Source organism: Roseovarius atlanticus, assembly GCF_001441615.1.
In the GTDB taxonomy this organism is placed as follows: Bacteria; Pseudomonadota; Alphaproteobacteria; order Rhodobacterales; family Rhodobacteraceae; genus Roseovarius; species Roseovarius atlanticus.
Genome location: NZ_LAXJ01000003.1, coordinates 164,354 through 177,493, shown reverse-complemented (window position 1 = coordinate 177,493; position 13,140 = coordinate 164,354). Strand labels below are relative to the sequence as shown.

Below are 13,140 nucleotides of genomic sequence, written 5' to 3'. Positions count from 1 at the left end.
GCCCGATTTCTTGCAAGAAATCGTCCCGAAAAATTGCAATTTTTCGCCGCCGATATCACATCCGCTCGATGGCCAAGGCAATCCCCTGCCCGCCGCCGATGCACATGGTGATCAGCGCTTTTGCCCCTCGGGTCCGCTCCAGTTCGTACAGCGCCTTCACCACCAGGATCGCTCCCGTCGCGCCCACCGGATGCCCCAGCGCGATCGCACCGCCATTCGGGTTTACCTTGTCGGGATCAAACCCCAACCCACGGTTCACCGCAATCGCCTGTGCCGCGAAGGCCTCGTTCGATTCCACAACGTCGAAATCGCCCGCGCTCAGCCCGGTCTTCTCCAGCAGGCTCTCCACCGCCGGCACCGGCCCGATCCCCATCACCTCGGGGCGCACGCCGGCATGGGCATACCCAAGCACACGCGCCTTGGGTTTCAGCCCCGCCTTCTCGGCCGCCTCCGCGCGCGCAAAGACCAGCGCCGCGGCACCGTCATTGATGCCGCTCGCGTTGCCAGCCGTTACCGTCCCGTCTTTCTGGAATGCCGCGCGCAGCCCGGCCAGCCCTTCGGCGGTCGTCGGCTTGGGATGCTCGTCGGTGTCAAACGCCACCGTGTCACGCTTCACCCGCACCTCCACCGGCACGATCTGACTGGCAAAGCGGCCGTCCTCGATGGCCTTCGCCGCCCGCGCCTGGCTCTCCAGCGCAAAAGCATCCTGATCCTTCCGGCTGACGTCATGCTCGGCGGCGACGTTCTCGGCCGTCACCCCCATATGCCCCGTGCCGAACGGACAGTTCAGCGCCCCCAGCATCATGTCCAGCGTGCGCACATCGCCCATCTTGGCGCCCCAGCGCTGCTCCGGCACGATGAAGGGCGAGCGGCTCATGTTCTCGGCCCCGCCCGCCACGCCGAACTCCGCATCGCCCAAGCTCAGCGATTGCACCACCGACACCACCGCCTGCGCCCCCGATCCGCACAGCCGGTTCACGTTCATCGCCGGCGTGGTCTCGGGGATACCGGCCTCCATCGCGGCGACGCGGCTCAGGTACATGTCGCGTGGCTCGGTGTTGATGACATGGCCAAAGACCACATGCCCCACCTGCCCCGGCTCCACGCCCGCCCGCTCCAGCGCCGCCTTGGTCACGGTCGCCCCCAGCTGCCCCGGCGGCGTGCCCGCCAGCGATCCGCCAAACGTGCCGATGGCCGTGCGCGCGCCATCCAGAAGTACGATATCCGTCATGAAAGCCTCCCTGCGTCAGTCCGACCGATCATCGCCTTCCGGCGCTTTTCCCGCAACCCCGACGTGCCGTCACGGCAGCAGCGGCACCGGGCCGTCCTCGGTCAGGGTCCACGCCTCCCGCCCTTCGAACACCGCCAGTTGCAAGGGCCGGCCCCAGCCCGTGCCGCAATCCAGCGCCACGCGGTTGCCGTGGTGCTCGGGCGCATCCACCGGCGTGTGGCCATGCACCACCAGCTTGCCATGGTCGCGGTCGTCATAAAGAAACGGCTCGCGAATCCACATCAGGTCCTCGGGCACCTGACGCTCCAACGGTGTTCCGGGCGAAATTCCGGCGTGGCACAGAAACAGGTCATCCGTCTCGAACGTGTAGGGCAGGGTACTCAGGAATTGCCGATGCAGCCCCGGCACTTTCTCGCGCCAGTCGCCTTCATAAGTTGGCTTGTACACGCCGTAAGAGGCCAGCGTCTCCCGCCCACCCAGGTTGCCCTGCATCCACCACTGGAATCGCTCGGGCTCCATCCGGCCTTCCAGCGCATCCAGAAACATCTGGTCATGATTGCCGCGCAGAGCGGTCCAGTTGCGTCCCGCCGCGATCCCGTCGATCAGCGTTTGCAACACGCCCCGGCTGTCCGGCCCCCTGTCCGAATAATCGCCCAGGAACACGATCCGCGCGTCCGCGCCCCCGTTCTGCGCCACACGGGCCAACACGCGGTCAAGCTCGGTTCGGTAACCATGGATATCGGGAATCACGTATAGCGCTTCGGTCATACCCCTGACCTAATGCGCCACGACCCAACTGCAAACCCGTCTCAGGCGGCGAAGGCCCCGAACGCCTCGGCCCCGTGATGCAAGCGGTAGCTCTCGATGCCGATATCCCCCGACCAGCGCCACAGGGCCACCACGCCCTCATCGCCGGTCTGGCAGGCATGGGGCAAGTAGGTCGAATGATGCACCGAATGCCCCGCAACCATCTCGCGCTGCGCGTCGCCCGCAGTCCACAGCGCCCGGCCCGCGATGATCACGTAGGTCTCGGCCGCGGCATGGGAATGCAGCCCATAGCGCGTGTTCGGCCGCTGGTAATACAGCCCCGCCCGCAGGGTCGGGCAATACAGCGGCGCCTCCGGCCCCATCAGGTCCACGACCGAAAACAGCGCCTCGTCCTCGGGCTTCATCTGGCTCGACACCGGGTTGTGGCCCCAGGGCAGCATGTCATGCGCCGCCAAGGCCGCCCGGGCCACCGCCAGGGTCGATCCCGCCAGCAGGCCGCAAATCGCATCCGTATCGCCAGGCGAGTCGTTCGTCAGCGGCGCAACCTCGGTCGCCGACAGCAGCGCCTCGGCGGTCTCGGTGGCGCAGGCCCGGCCCTCGGCGCGGAATACGGCGGCCATCTCGGACAGGAAAAGCTGGAACGGATCGTGCATCGAAACCTCCTCGGTCGAATGCACCTCGCCTAACGCAAACGGGCCGCCACGGCTTTCGCCACAGCGACCCGGAAATGGTCGTTTTTTGCAGGAGGACCCTCAAGGCGTGCAGAACCGCGCGGAATCAAGGCCGCAGGCCGCCGCGCGATCGCCAGACCGTGGGCTGGCGATTGGCAAAAGTAAGCGCCTCTGTCGAAAGCTTCGCGGAAACGGCAACCATAAAGTGCCCTGAACAACCGTCAGGTCGCCACCCCACGGTCTGGCAATCACGCGGCGGCCTCGCACTCACCCCACATCGAACTCCAACGCCCGGATCTGCTGAAACAGCCCCGTCTGATGCAGCTTGGCGATCACGTCCTCCGGCACCGGCGCGTCGACGTACAAGAGCGCAATCGCCTCCGCCCCCGCCTTCGACCGGCCAAGGGTAAAGTTCGCGATGTTCACGCCATTGCCGCCCATGGTCTGGCCCAGCGCGCCGATGATCCCCGGCTCGTCGCGGTTCGTGGTATACAGCATGTGCTGCCCGATCTCGGCGTCGATATTGATCCCCTTGATCTGGATGAAGCGCGGCTTGCCGTCGCTGAACACCGTGCCACCGATGGACCGCTCACGCTCCGCCGTCACCACGGTCAGCTTGATATACCCCTCGAACGCGCCCGACTTGTCCTGCTTGGTGGTCGAGATCTTGATCCCCCGTTCCTTGGCAATCAGCGGCGCGGACACCATGTTCACTTCCGGGTTCACCGCCTTCATGATCCCCGCCACGGACGCGCTGGTCAGCGCCTCCAGGTTCATCTGGCTGACGACACCGTCATACAGCAGGTTGATCGCCTTGATCGGCTCGTCCGTCATCTGGCCGATGAAATTGCCCAGGTGATCGGCCAGCTTGATCCACGGCCCCATCACCTTGGCCTCTTCCGCCGTCACCGACGGCATGTTCAGCGCGTTGGTCACAGCCCCGGTCAGCAGATAATCCGACATCTGCTCGGCCACCTGCAACGCCACGTTCTCCTGCGCCTCGCTGGTCGCCGCCCCCAGATGCGGCGTGCAGACCACGTTGGGCAGACCGAAAAGCGGGTTCTCCGTCGCCGGTTCCTCGGCGAACACGTCCAGCGCCGCCCCGGCCACATGCCCCGATTGCAGCAGTTCCGCCAGCGCCGCCTCGTCCACCAGCCCGCCGCGGGCACAGTTGACGATCCGCACGCCCTTCTTGGTCTTGCCAAGGTTCTCCCTGCTCAGGATGTTGCGGGTGGCATCGATCAGCGGCGTGTGCAGCGTGATGAAATCCGACCGCGCCAGCAGCGTATCCAGATCCACCTTCTCGGCCCCCTTCTGCGCGATCTTCTCTTCGCTCAGCGTGGGGTCATAGGCGATCACCTTCATCTTCAGCCCCCGCGCCCGGTCGGCCACGACGCCGCCGATATTGCCGATGCCGATGATCCCAAGCGTCTTGTTGGTCAACTCGACGCCCATGAATTTCGATTTTTCCCACTTGCCGGCATGGGTGCTGGCGCTCGCCTCGGGGATCTGGCGTGCCACGGCGAACATCATCGCGATGGCATGTTCGGCGGTCGTCACCATGTTGCCGAAGGGCGTGTTCATCACGATCACGCCTTTCTTGGATGCCGCCGCCTTGTCCACGTTGTCGGTGCCGATCCCGGCGCGCCCGATCACCTTGAGGTTCTTCGCCGCCTCCAAAATGGTCGGCGTCACCTTGGTGGCCGAGCGGATCGCCAGCCCGTCATACTCGCCGATCACCTCGGCCAGCTTGTCCTTGTCCTTGCCCAGTTCGGGCCTGAAATCCACCTCGATCCCCCGGTCGCGGAAGATCTGCACGGCGGTTTCGGAAAGTTTGTCGGATACGAGTACCTTGGGCATGAGAAGCTCCGTGTCTTGCGGTGGCCCTGCCACCGCGTCGTTTGAAATGTCAAAAGCGCGGGCCCCTCAGCGGGCCGGCGCGAAATCAGGGTCGCCCGCTACCGGACCCAGCGGTCCATATGCGGGAAACAGCGTTTACCCTCCGCGTGCGGCGCATGGGGGTCGGTGGTCAGCTCCAGCCACCCCAAGACCGGCACACCGGGCCCGCCACCGTCGCGAAACGCGTCCAACAGGTTGCCCGCCCCGCCTTGGTAGCCGTCACCGTGAAACACGGTTTCCTCCGGCAGTTCCAGGTGCCGCACGGCGGCATAGGACCATGCCATCGCGGCCATTTCCTCTGCCTGCGTCGGCTTCAGCGAGGGCTGGCGCCGCCGTTCGGCATCGGCCACGGCGATATGGCCCGCCTCGTGCAGGATATCGCCCGGATAGGCCAGCCGCGCCGCGTCGATGCACAGCGCGCCATCGCGGATGTCCAGCCCGGGAAGGAATGTCGGCTCGGGCAGGTCCACCGCCCGCACCTCGATACCGATGCTTTCCACGAAATCGACCATCCGGCGCACCAGCGGATCGGCAAAGCTCATCAGACCGCTTCCGTCAGCGCCGCGATCTCGGCGTTGAACGCCCATTCGATCCACGGCATCAACGCGGTCACATCGGCGGTCTCCACCGTGCCGCCGCACCAGATCCGCAGGCCCGGCGGCGCGTCGCGATAGGCGCCCACGTCATAGGCCACGCCCTCGGCCTCCAGCCGCTTGGCCACGGCCTTGGCAAACGCCGCCCCGTCGCTGATCCGGTCGTCGGAGAACTTCAGGCAGACGCTCGTGTTCGACGCCGTCGCCGGGTCCTGCGCCAGGAATTCGACCCACTCATGCGTGCCGACGAAATCCGCCACCGCCTTGGTGTTGGCATCGGCCCGGGCCATCAGGCCCTGCAGGCCGCCCACCGAGCGCGCCCAGTCCAGCGCCAGCAGGTAATCCTCGACCGCCAGCATCGACGGCGTGTTGATCGTCGCCCCCTCGAAAATCCCGTCGATCAGCTTGCCGCCTTTCGTCAGGCGGAAAATCTTCGGCATGGGCCAGGGCGGCGTATAGCTTTCCAGCCGTTCCACCGCGCGGGGGCTCAGCACCAGCATCCCGTGCGCCGCCTCGCCGCCCAGCACCTTCTGCCAGCTGAACGTCACCACATCCAGCTTGTCCCACGGCAGGTCCTGCGCGAACGCGGCCGAGGTCGCGTCGCAGATCGTCAGGCCCTGACGGTCCGCCTTGATCCAGTCGCCGTCCGGCACCCGCACGCCGCTGGTCGTGCCGTTCCAGGTGAACACCACATCATTGTCCGTATCCACGGCACTCAGATCGACAATCTCGCCATACTCGGCGGTCTTGACCTCGGCGTCGAGCTTCAGCTGTTTCACCGCATCCGTGACCCAGCCCGCGCCAAAGCTTTCCCAGGCCAGCATCTCGACCTTGCGTTCGCCCAGAAGGCTCCACATCGCCATCTCGACCGCGCCGGTATCGGACGCGGGCACGATGCCCACCTTGTAATCGTCGGGAATGTCCAGGATCTCGCGCGTGCCGTCAATCGCGGCCTTCAGCTTGGCCTTGCCCACGGCGGCGCGATGCGACCGGCCCAGGGGCGCGTCGGCAAGTTTGCTCAGGTCGAAAACGGGGGGTTTGGCACAGGGGCCGGAGGAAAAACGCGGGTTCGCCGGAACGGCGACAGGTTTAGTGTCCGGCCGCGTGCCGGGTGTCTCAATAGCCATTGCTGCTATCCTTCCAGATAAGCGCCCCTCGTTGGGGAGGGGTGTCCCACCTACGGGATTACGCCCGCCGACCGAGTCCCGCAAGAGGGAAAACAGCCCAGGCGCGGCGGTTTGCGCGCTGAAAGCGACCCCGACGGCTATCATCGGAAACTTCGTTTCGGCAAGCGTAGGGTGGGTGATAACCCACGTGATCCATCCCAAGCCGCGCGATTGCCAGACTGCGGGAAGTCGAACCGACATCGGTTCGACACAGTTTATTTCGGCCACTTCCGCAGAACTTTCGAACGACGCGCCGACGTCACCCAATCGCCAGCCCGTCGCACCAAAGGTGCGCCGTCTATGGTCGGCACGCCTCCGGCGTGACGGGCGGTCCCCCTTTCAGCGATTGCGAGCAATCGCCTTTCGGTCAGCGGGCGATCGCGCGGCGGCCTGCGGCCTTGATTCCGCGCGGCCAATCTCACCCCTCACCTAGAACCCCATCCCAACCTGCGCTATGCCGCATCCCAAGCCCACAGCGGAGACGGCCCATGTTCACCACCACCCTCATCGCGCCCCCGGGCCAACTCGACCCCGCCCTGGTCGAGAACCTGCGAAACGCGTGGGGCGGGTTCGACGCCCGCTGGCTTTCGCCCGACGAGGCGGCGGAGTTCGACATGGCCGCGCTCCCCGACAACCAGTGGGAGGTGTGGGAGAACCTGCAAACCCTGCGCACCGACCTTGTCGTCCAGCCGTCCGAGAACCGCCGCAAACGGATGCTTCTCGCGGACATGGACAGCACCATGATCCGCCAAGAGTGCATAGACGAGCTGGCCGAAGAGGCCGGCGTCGGTGCCCATGTGAAAGACATCACCGCCCGCGCCATGAACGGCGAGCTCGACTTCGAAGGCGCGCTCCTGGAACGCGTCGCGCTGCTCAAGGGCCTTCCCGAAGACGTCATCGCCAAGGTGCTCGACACCCGCATCACCCTCATGCCCGGCGGCGCCACGCTTCTGGCCACGATGAAGGCCCACGACGCCTACACCGCCCTCGTCTCGGGCGGCTTCACCGCCTTCACCTCGCATATCGCCACCCTGCTCGGCTTCGACGAAAACCGCGCCAACACGCTGCTTGCCGAAGATGGCAAGCTCACCGGCGACGTCACCCGCCCCATCCTCGGGCGCGAGGCAAAGGTACAGGCGCTCGCCGACATCACCACCCGGCTCAACATCTCGGAGATTGACGTGATTGCCGTGGGCGACGGGGCCAACGACCTGGGGATGCTCGCCCGCGCCGGCAGCGGCGTCGCGCTTCACGCCAAGCCCTCGGTCGCCGCCCAATGCGACCTCCGCATCAACCACGGCGACCTCACCGCGCTGCTTTACCTGCAAGGCTACGACCGCACCGATTTCCAGATCCTGTAGGGTGGGCGAAAGCCCACGCGCCCCCTTCAATTTAATCTTTACGTTAATTAACGAATCCGTTAATTAAACGTCATGACCAACCTGACCGACACCTTCGCCGCCCTCTCCGACCCGACCCGCCTTGCCGTGGTCGAGCGCCTGATGGCCGAGGGCGAACTGCCCGCGGGCCGCCTCGTCAAACAGTCCGATATCAGCGCCCCGGCCATGTCCCGCCACCTCAAGGTGCTGCGCCAGGCGGGCCTCGTCGAACAGCGCACCCAGGGCACCAGCCGCCTCTATTCCGTCCGCCCCGAGGCGCTGAAATCCATCTCCGACTGGACACTCGATCACCGCGCCTTCTGGCAGGCGTCGATGGATCGCCTCGCCACCCACCTCGCCCTTCAGGACGAGGACTGACCTATGGGCGAGGTCCGCATCACCCGCGACTTTCCCGTGACACCCGAGCGCCTCTTCAGCGCCATCACGCAGCGCGCCGAGGTGCTGGAATGGTGGGGCCATGACGGCATGACCCTGCCCGACACCGCCCTCGATTTCACCCGCGAAGGCCCATGGCATTCCGAAATGCGGGATGCCGACGGCAACCGCTACCGCATGTCGGGTCGCGTCACCCATGTCGACCCGCCGCACAGTGTCGGCTTCACCTGGACGTGGCACCTGCCCGAGGGGATGCGCGCCCCCGAAAGCCATGTCACCTTCACCGTCACACCCGCCGCGGGCGGCGCAAGGCTGACCATCGACCACCGCGCCCTGCCCGACGACGACCGCGCCGCGCGGCACGAAACCGGCTGGACCAGCGGCCCTATGGTCCGCCTCGCCCGCCACCTGCAAACCCATCCCAACTGACCCCTGAAAGGAGACCGACACATGCCCAAGTACATCCTCGCCTATCACGGCGGCGGCAAACCCGAGACCGAGGCCGAAGGCCGCAAGGTCATGCAGCAGTGGCAGGACTGGCTGGCCGACCTCGGACCGAAATGCCTGGACGAGGGCAACCCCGTCGGTTTGTCGAAAACAGTCAGCGCAGAAGGCATCGCTGACAATGGCGGGGCCAACCCGCTCTCGGGTTACAGCATCGTCGAAGCCGCGGATGTCGCTGAGGCGTGCGAGATGGCGAAAGCCTGCCCGATCCTCGACGGCGGCAAAGGCAGCGTCGAGGTTGCCCCCATCATCGAAATGTAAGCCACGCGTCCCGGGCCCGACCCGGGACCTCTTGCCCTTTCGCCAGCCGCCGATCTCCTCTTGACCAACCGCACCACCGCACGACGCGTTAACCAGGCACCCGCGCCAACCGCACCGACGCCCTGCCACCCGAATACCGACGCGATACCGACGTCGTCTCGGGCCTTCCGGCCACATTAACCCTCCGATTCGCCAATTCGCCTTGTCCCGCCCCCGGCTTGCCCCTACGTTCTGTCTGAAACCTCGGGGTGTCGTCCGGGCCCGGCCCGGCGACTGAGATGCACGTCGCAAACCCGTTGAACCTGAACCGGCTGACACCGGCGGAGGGAAGGTCATGCACCCGCATCGCGCCGCTCCCCCGCCGAAAGGGAGGATGCCATGAAACACCTTGTTTTCACTGCGGGATGTCTGACCGCCGCCACATCTGCGATGGCCCAGGACTCAGACCAGACGCCCGAACTGACCGTCTACACCTATGACAGCTTCGTCGCCGAATGGGGCCCCGGGCCGCAGATCGAACAGGCGTTCGAGGCCACCTGCACCTGCGACCTCAATCTCGTCGGCGTCGAGGACGGCGCGGCCCTCCTCGCCCGCGTTCGTCTCGAAGGCGAAAACACCGACGCCGACATCGTCCTCGGCCTCGACACCAACCTCGTTGCGGCGGCCAAGGAGACCGGCCTCTTCGCCCAGCATGGCATGACCCCCGACCTCGACCTGCCCATCACCTGGGACGACCCTGTCTTCCTGCCCTACGACTGGGGCTATTTCGCATTCGTGCACGACAAGGACATGGACGCGCCCAGCAATTTCAAGGCCCTGGCCGACAGCGACACCTCCATCGTTATCCAGGACCCCCGTTCCTCGACCCCCGGCCTCGGCCTGCTGATGTGGGTCAAGACCGCCTATGGCGACGACGCCCCGGCGATCTGGGAAGGGCTGTCGGACAACATCGTCACCGTCACCAAGGGCTGGACCGAAGCCTACGGTCTCTTCCTCGAAGGCGAGGCCGACATGGTGCTCTCCTACACCACATCGCCCGCCTACCACCTGATCGCCGAAGAGGACGCCACCAAGACCGCCGCCGCGTTCGACGAAGGCCATTACATGCAGGTCGAAGTGGCCGGCAAACTGGCCTCGACCGACCAGCCCGAGCTGGCCGACCAGTTCCTCGCGTTCATGCTGACCCAAGATTTCCAGTCGGTTATCCCAACCACCAACTGGATGTATCCCGCCGTAGAACTCGATGACGGCCTGCCAGACGGTTTCGAGACACTCGTGCAACCGGAAAAATCCCTGCTGCTCAGCGCCGAAGAGGCCGCCGCCAAACGCGATGCCGCGCTCGATGAATGGCTGAACGCGCTCAGCCGCTAAGCGCCAGACCGGGATGGAGCGCCGCCGCGCTCGTGGCGGCGCTCATCTTCGGGGCGCTTCTGGCTGTCGCTCTGCGCGCCGAAACCGGGCGCGGCTTCAACGCCGCCGACTGGGCCGCCCTGCGCTTCACGCTGGTACAGGCCACCCTCTCGGCCCTGTTTTCCGTGCTTTTGGCCATCCCCGTCGCCCGCGCCCTGGCGCGCCGCCGGTTCCGGGGCCGCAGCCTGCTGATCGCCCTTCTGGGCGCGCCGTTCATCCTGCCGGTGATCGTCGCCGTGCTGGGCCTGATCGAGGTCTTTGGCCGTGGCGGCTGGGTCAGCGCGGCCCTGGGCACGCTCGGCCTGCCGCCGGTGCAAATCTACGGTCTGCACGGCGTGGTCCTTGCGCATGTGTTCTTCAACCTGCCGCTGGCCACCCGCCTTGTCCTGCAAGGCTGGCAGGAAATTCCCGCCGAACGTTTCCGCCTTGCCACGCTTCTTGGCATCGACGGCTGGTCGATGTTCCGGGTGATCGAACTGCCCATGCTTTTGCGCCTGATCCCCGGCGCTTTCACCGTTATTTTCGCCATCTGCCTCACCAGCTTTGCCGTCGCGCTCACCCTCGGCGGCGGGCCGCGTGCGACCACGATAGAACTCGCCATTTACCAGGCGTTCAGGTTTGACTTCGATCTTGGACGGGCCGCGCTTCTCTCCGCCGTGCAGCTAGGCCTGACGGTATTCGCCGGTGGCATCGCCCTCTGGCTGGCGCGCGGCGAAGGCTTCGGCTCGGGCCTCGACCGCGGATTGCGACGGTTCGACGGAAAAACGACCACCGCACGGTGCATTGACGCGCTGTTCATAGGTGTCGCGGCAGTCTTCCTGCTGGTGCCGCTCATGGCCATCGCGCTGTCCGGCCTGCCCGGCTTCGCCGACATGCCGGGGCAGGTCTGGACTGCAGCAGTAACCTCGCTCGGCGTCGCGGCGCTCAGCACGGTCCTGCTCCTGTGCATGGCCCTGCCCATGGCCGCCGCCATCGCAACCGAACGGGGCCGTATGGTGGAAATCGCGGGCCTTCTGGGCCTCGCCGCGTCGCCGCTGGTGATCGGCACCGGGCTTTTCATCGCGATCCGGCCCTACGCCAATCCTCAGGCCTTCGCCCTGCCCGTCACGGCGCTAGTCAACGCCATCACCGTACTGCCCTTCGCCCTGCGCATCCTGGTCCCCCGGGCCCGCGATATCGTGGCGCGCCAAGGCCGCCTCGGCCTGTCGCTGGGCATGGCCGGGCTGCCCTTCCTGCGCCATGTCCTCTTGCCGCGCCTGCGCCCGCAGATCGGGTTCGCCGCCGGCCTCGCCGCCGCGCTTTCGATGGGCGATCTGGGCGTCATCACGCTCTTTGCCGACCCCAACGTGGCCACCCTGCCGCTTCAGGTCTACCGCCTGATGGGCTCATACCAGATGGAGGCCGCGGCGGCCGCGTCCTTCCTGCTTCTGATCCTGTCCTTCGGGGTCTTCTGGCTGCTCGATCGTGGGGGGCACCGCCATGCTGAAACTTGAGGCTGCGACCATCCGCAACGGCACCTTCACCCTTTCTGCCGACCTGATCGTACCCACAGGCGCGACCGTCGCGGTGATCGGCCCTTCCGGCGCGGGCAAGTCCACGCTGATCGAGGGCATTGCCGGCTTCCTGCCAACCGCGCAAGGCCGCATCGCGTGGCAGGATACCGACATCACCGACCAGCCCCCGGGCGCCCGCCCCGTCGCCATGCTGTTCCAAGAAGACAACCTCTTTCCCCACCTGACGCTGGCTCAGAATGTCGGGCTCGGCCTGTCGCCCAACCTGCGCCTGTCTCCCGACGACAAGGCCCGCGTCAGGGCCGCGCTGAACCGCGTGGGGCTCACCGGCATGGACACCCGCAAACCCGGCGAACTCTCCGGCGGTCAGCGCAGCCGCGCCGCGCTGGCGCGCGTCATGCTGCAAGACAAGCCCCTGTTATTGCTTGACGAACCCTTCGCCGCGCTCGGGCCTGCCCTGCGGATGGAAATGCTCGACCTCGTGGCGCAGATCGCGTCCGAGACCGGCGCGACCCTCTTGATGATCTCGCACGCGCCAGAGGACGCCCGCCGCATCACGAAACAGGCGATCCTCGTCGCCGACGGCACCGCCCACGCACCACGCCCGACCGGCGAGCTGCTGGACAACCCGCCGCCCGTCCTGCGCGATTATCTCGGGTCGTAGCTGTTCACATCATGGAAAAAAGCGGCACGGGCAAGCCGTTTTCGGTCTCGAAGCAAAGGAGGGGCACCGATGAAATCATCTGGGGAATGGTGCCCGTCTACGGCACGTGCCGCGCCCGAAGCATCTGTGGAAAACGCTCCGGTATCAGGCGGGGGCGCGCGGAAAGGATGGGGAAAACCGCACGCCCCCATGGACCGCAGGGCGGCTTACGCGGGCAGGATGCCGGCCTCCTGCCCTGCGGTGATCTCCTCGGCGCTCAACAGCCCGTCGGTATCCGAATCCAGTTGCTCGAATGTGCCGGCAGGCGCGTCGGGCATCGCGGCCTGGAATTCTTCCATCGTGACCATGCCGTCGCCATCGGTATCGGCATCCAGTGCCAGCGCCATGGCCGGAACGGTCAGGGCAAGCGCGAAGGTTGCTGCGGAAAGTGTCTTGGTCATCTTGGTGTTCCCTTTTCTGGGTTCAGGTTGTCCGGGGCGTTGCTGCCCGCGGACCCTCAACATGACCATGTCCCAAGCGGCCCGGAAGAGGGGCCGCAGAGAGACGGGGACTTCCCGCGGAAAGAGGCCCAAACGGCGTGGTCGACTCAGCGCCGTCCTGCCGCCAATGAGCAGGCCATCGCCGCGGCGCGGAAAGCAGCGCATCACGCACCGGGCTTTCGGCAAAAACCCGTCAGCCCGGGCCCGA

At 66.2% G+C, this 13,140-nt stretch carries 14 protein-coding genes and 1 riboswitch; of the genes, 7 read left to right on the top strand and 7 right to left on the bottom strand.

The window, feature by feature from the left end:
- Nucleotides 1-55: 55 nt before the first annotated feature.
- The 6 genes from XM53_RS04315 to XM53_RS04290 form a co-directional block, all read right to left on the bottom strand.
- Nucleotides 56-1,231 carry an acetyl-CoA C-acyltransferase family protein gene (locus tag XM53_RS04315; protein WP_057790652.1) on the bottom strand — a complete coding sequence of 392 codons (1,176 nt, stop codon included), beginning with the start codon at nucleotides 1,229-1,231 and terminating at the stop codon, nucleotides 56-58.
- A gap of 69 nt (nucleotides 1,232-1,300) precedes the next feature.
- On the bottom strand, nucleotides 1,301-1,999 hold the full coding sequence (locus XM53_RS04310; RefSeq protein WP_057790650.1) for a metallophosphoesterase family protein: 699 nt from the start codon (nucleotides 1,997-1,999) through the stop codon (nucleotides 1,301-1,303).
- A 41-nt stretch (nucleotides 2,000-2,040) separates the two neighbouring features.
- Nucleotides 2,041-2,652, bottom strand: a complete 612-nt coding sequence (locus tag XM53_RS04305) for a dimethylsulfonioproprionate lyase family protein (RefSeq protein ID WP_057790648.1) — start codon at nucleotides 2,650-2,652, stop codon at nucleotides 2,041-2,043.
- 285 nt (nucleotides 2,653-2,937) lie between these two features.
- A complete protein-coding gene (gene serA / locus XM53_RS04300; RefSeq protein ID WP_057790647.1) occupies nucleotides 2,938-4,530 on the bottom strand; it encodes a phosphoglycerate dehydrogenase in 1,593 nt (530 codons plus the stop codon).
- Nucleotides 4,531-4,628: 98 nt separating this feature from the next.
- Nucleotides 4,629-5,111, bottom strand: coding sequence for a hypothetical protein (locus tag XM53_RS04295; protein ID WP_057790645.1), 483 nt, complete (start codon nucleotides 5,109-5,111; stop codon nucleotides 4,629-4,631).
- Nucleotides 5,111-6,289 (bottom strand): phosphoserine transaminase, encoded by a 1,179-nt coding sequence (locus XM53_RS04290; protein WP_057790643.1) that lies wholly within the window; start codon nucleotides 6,287-6,289, stop codon nucleotides 5,111-5,113. Before XM53_RS04290 ends, XM53_RS04295 begins: the two co-directional genes overlap by 1 nt.
- 527 nt (nucleotides 6,290-6,816) lie before the next feature.
- Between XM53_RS04290 and serB the strand changes: the two genes are divergently transcribed.
- The 7 genes from serB to XM53_RS04255 all read left to right on the top strand — a co-directional run bounded on the left by serB (nucleotide 6,817) and on the right by XM53_RS04255 (nucleotide 12,453).
- Nucleotides 6,817-7,689 carry a phosphoserine phosphatase SerB gene (gene serB / locus XM53_RS04285; RefSeq protein WP_057790641.1) on the top strand — a complete coding sequence of 291 codons (873 nt, stop codon included), beginning with the start codon at nucleotides 6,817-6,819 and terminating at the stop codon, nucleotides 7,687-7,689.
- Between the two features lie 72 nt (nucleotides 7,690-7,761).
- Entirely contained in the window at nucleotides 7,762-8,085 is a 324-nt protein-coding gene (locus XM53_RS04280) for an ArsR/SmtB family transcription factor (RefSeq protein ID WP_057790640.1), read from the top strand.
- 3 nt (nucleotides 8,086-8,088) lie between these two features.
- Complete coding sequence (locus tag XM53_RS04275; RefSeq protein WP_057790638.1) at nucleotides 8,089-8,532, top strand: SRPBCC family protein; 444 nt, start codon at nucleotides 8,089-8,091, stop codon at nucleotides 8,530-8,532.
- A 21-nt stretch (nucleotides 8,533-8,553) separates the two neighbouring features.
- Nucleotides 8,554-8,868, top strand: coding sequence for a YciI family protein (locus tag XM53_RS04270; RefSeq protein ID WP_057790636.1), 315 nt, complete (start codon nucleotides 8,554-8,556; stop codon nucleotides 8,866-8,868).
- A 234-nt stretch (nucleotides 8,869-9,102) separates the two neighbouring features.
- Nucleotides 9,103-9,214, top strand: a riboswitch (TPP riboswitch).
- A 32-nt stretch (nucleotides 9,215-9,246) separates the two neighbouring features.
- Entirely contained in the window at nucleotides 9,247-10,239 is a 993-nt protein-coding gene (gene thiB / locus XM53_RS04265) for a thiamine ABC transporter substrate binding subunit (RefSeq protein WP_057790633.1), read from the top strand.
- On the top strand, nucleotides 10,215-11,771 hold the full coding sequence (locus XM53_RS04260) for a thiamine/thiamine pyrophosphate ABC transporter permease ThiP (RefSeq protein ID WP_057790632.1): 1,557 nt from the start codon (nucleotides 10,215-10,217) through the stop codon (nucleotides 11,769-11,771). Before thiB ends, XM53_RS04260 begins: the two co-directional genes overlap by 25 nt.
- Entirely contained in the window at nucleotides 11,758-12,453 is a 696-nt protein-coding gene (locus XM53_RS04255) for a thiamine ABC transporter ATP-binding protein (RefSeq protein WP_057790629.1), read from the top strand. Before XM53_RS04260 ends, XM53_RS04255 begins: the two co-directional genes overlap by 14 nt.
- Nucleotides 12,454-12,659: 206 nt before the next feature.
- On the opposite strand, the gene XM53_RS04250 is transcribed toward XM53_RS04255, so the two are convergent.
- Complete coding sequence (locus XM53_RS04250) at nucleotides 12,660-12,893, bottom strand: EF-hand domain-containing protein (protein ID WP_057790626.1); 234 nt, start codon at nucleotides 12,891-12,893, stop codon at nucleotides 12,660-12,662.
- Between the last annotated feature and the right edge of the window lie 247 nt (nucleotides 12,894-13,140).

Bases quoted from the DNA above. Each gene is read 5' to 3' on its own strand.
- XM53_RS04310 (WP_057790650.1), bottom strand. From the start codon at position 1,999: ATGACCGAAGCGCTATACGTGATTCCCGATATCCATGGTTACCGAACC.
- XM53_RS04275 (WP_057790638.1), top strand. From the start codon at position 8,089: ATGGGCGAGGTCCGCATCACCCGCGACTTTCCCGTGACACCCGAGCGC.
- XM53_RS04270 (WP_057790636.1), top strand. From the start codon at position 8,554: ATGCCCAAGTACATCCTCGCCTATCACGGCGGCGGCAAACCCGAGACC.
- XM53_RS04290 (WP_057790643.1), bottom strand. From the start codon at position 6,289: ATGGCTATTGAGACACCCGGCACGCGGCCGGACACTAAACCTGTCGCC.
- XM53_RS04295 (WP_057790645.1), bottom strand. From the start codon at position 5,111: ATGAGCTTTGCCGATCCGCTGGTGCGCCGGATGGTCGATTTCGTGGAA.
- XM53_RS04315 (WP_057790652.1), bottom strand. From the start codon at position 1,231: ATGACGGATATCGTACTTCTGGATGGCGCGCGCACGGCCATCGGCACG.
- XM53_RS04250 (WP_057790626.1), bottom strand. From the start codon at position 12,893: ATGACCAAGACACTTTCCGCAGCAACCTTCGCGCTTGCCCTGACCGTT.
- XM53_RS04260 (WP_057790632.1), top strand. From the start codon at position 10,215: ATGGCTGAACGCGCTCAGCCGCTAAGCGCCAGACCGGGATGGAGCGCC.
- serA (WP_057790647.1), bottom strand. From the start codon at position 4,530: ATGCCCAAGGTACTCGTATCCGACAAACTTTCCGAAACCGCCGTGCAG.
- thiB (WP_057790633.1), top strand. From the start codon at position 9,247: ATGAAACACCTTGTTTTCACTGCGGGATGTCTGACCGCCGCCACATCT.
- XM53_RS04305 (WP_057790648.1), bottom strand. From the start codon at position 2,652: ATGCACGATCCGTTCCAGCTTTTCCTGTCCGAGATGGCCGCCGTATTC.
- XM53_RS04280 (WP_057790640.1), top strand. From the start codon at position 7,762: ATGACCAACCTGACCGACACCTTCGCCGCCCTCTCCGACCCGACCCGC.
- XM53_RS04255 (WP_057790629.1), top strand. From the start codon at position 11,758: ATGCTGAAACTTGAGGCTGCGACCATCCGCAACGGCACCTTCACCCTT.
- serB (WP_057790641.1), top strand. From the start codon at position 6,817: ATGTTCACCACCACCCTCATCGCGCCCCCGGGCCAACTCGACCCCGCC.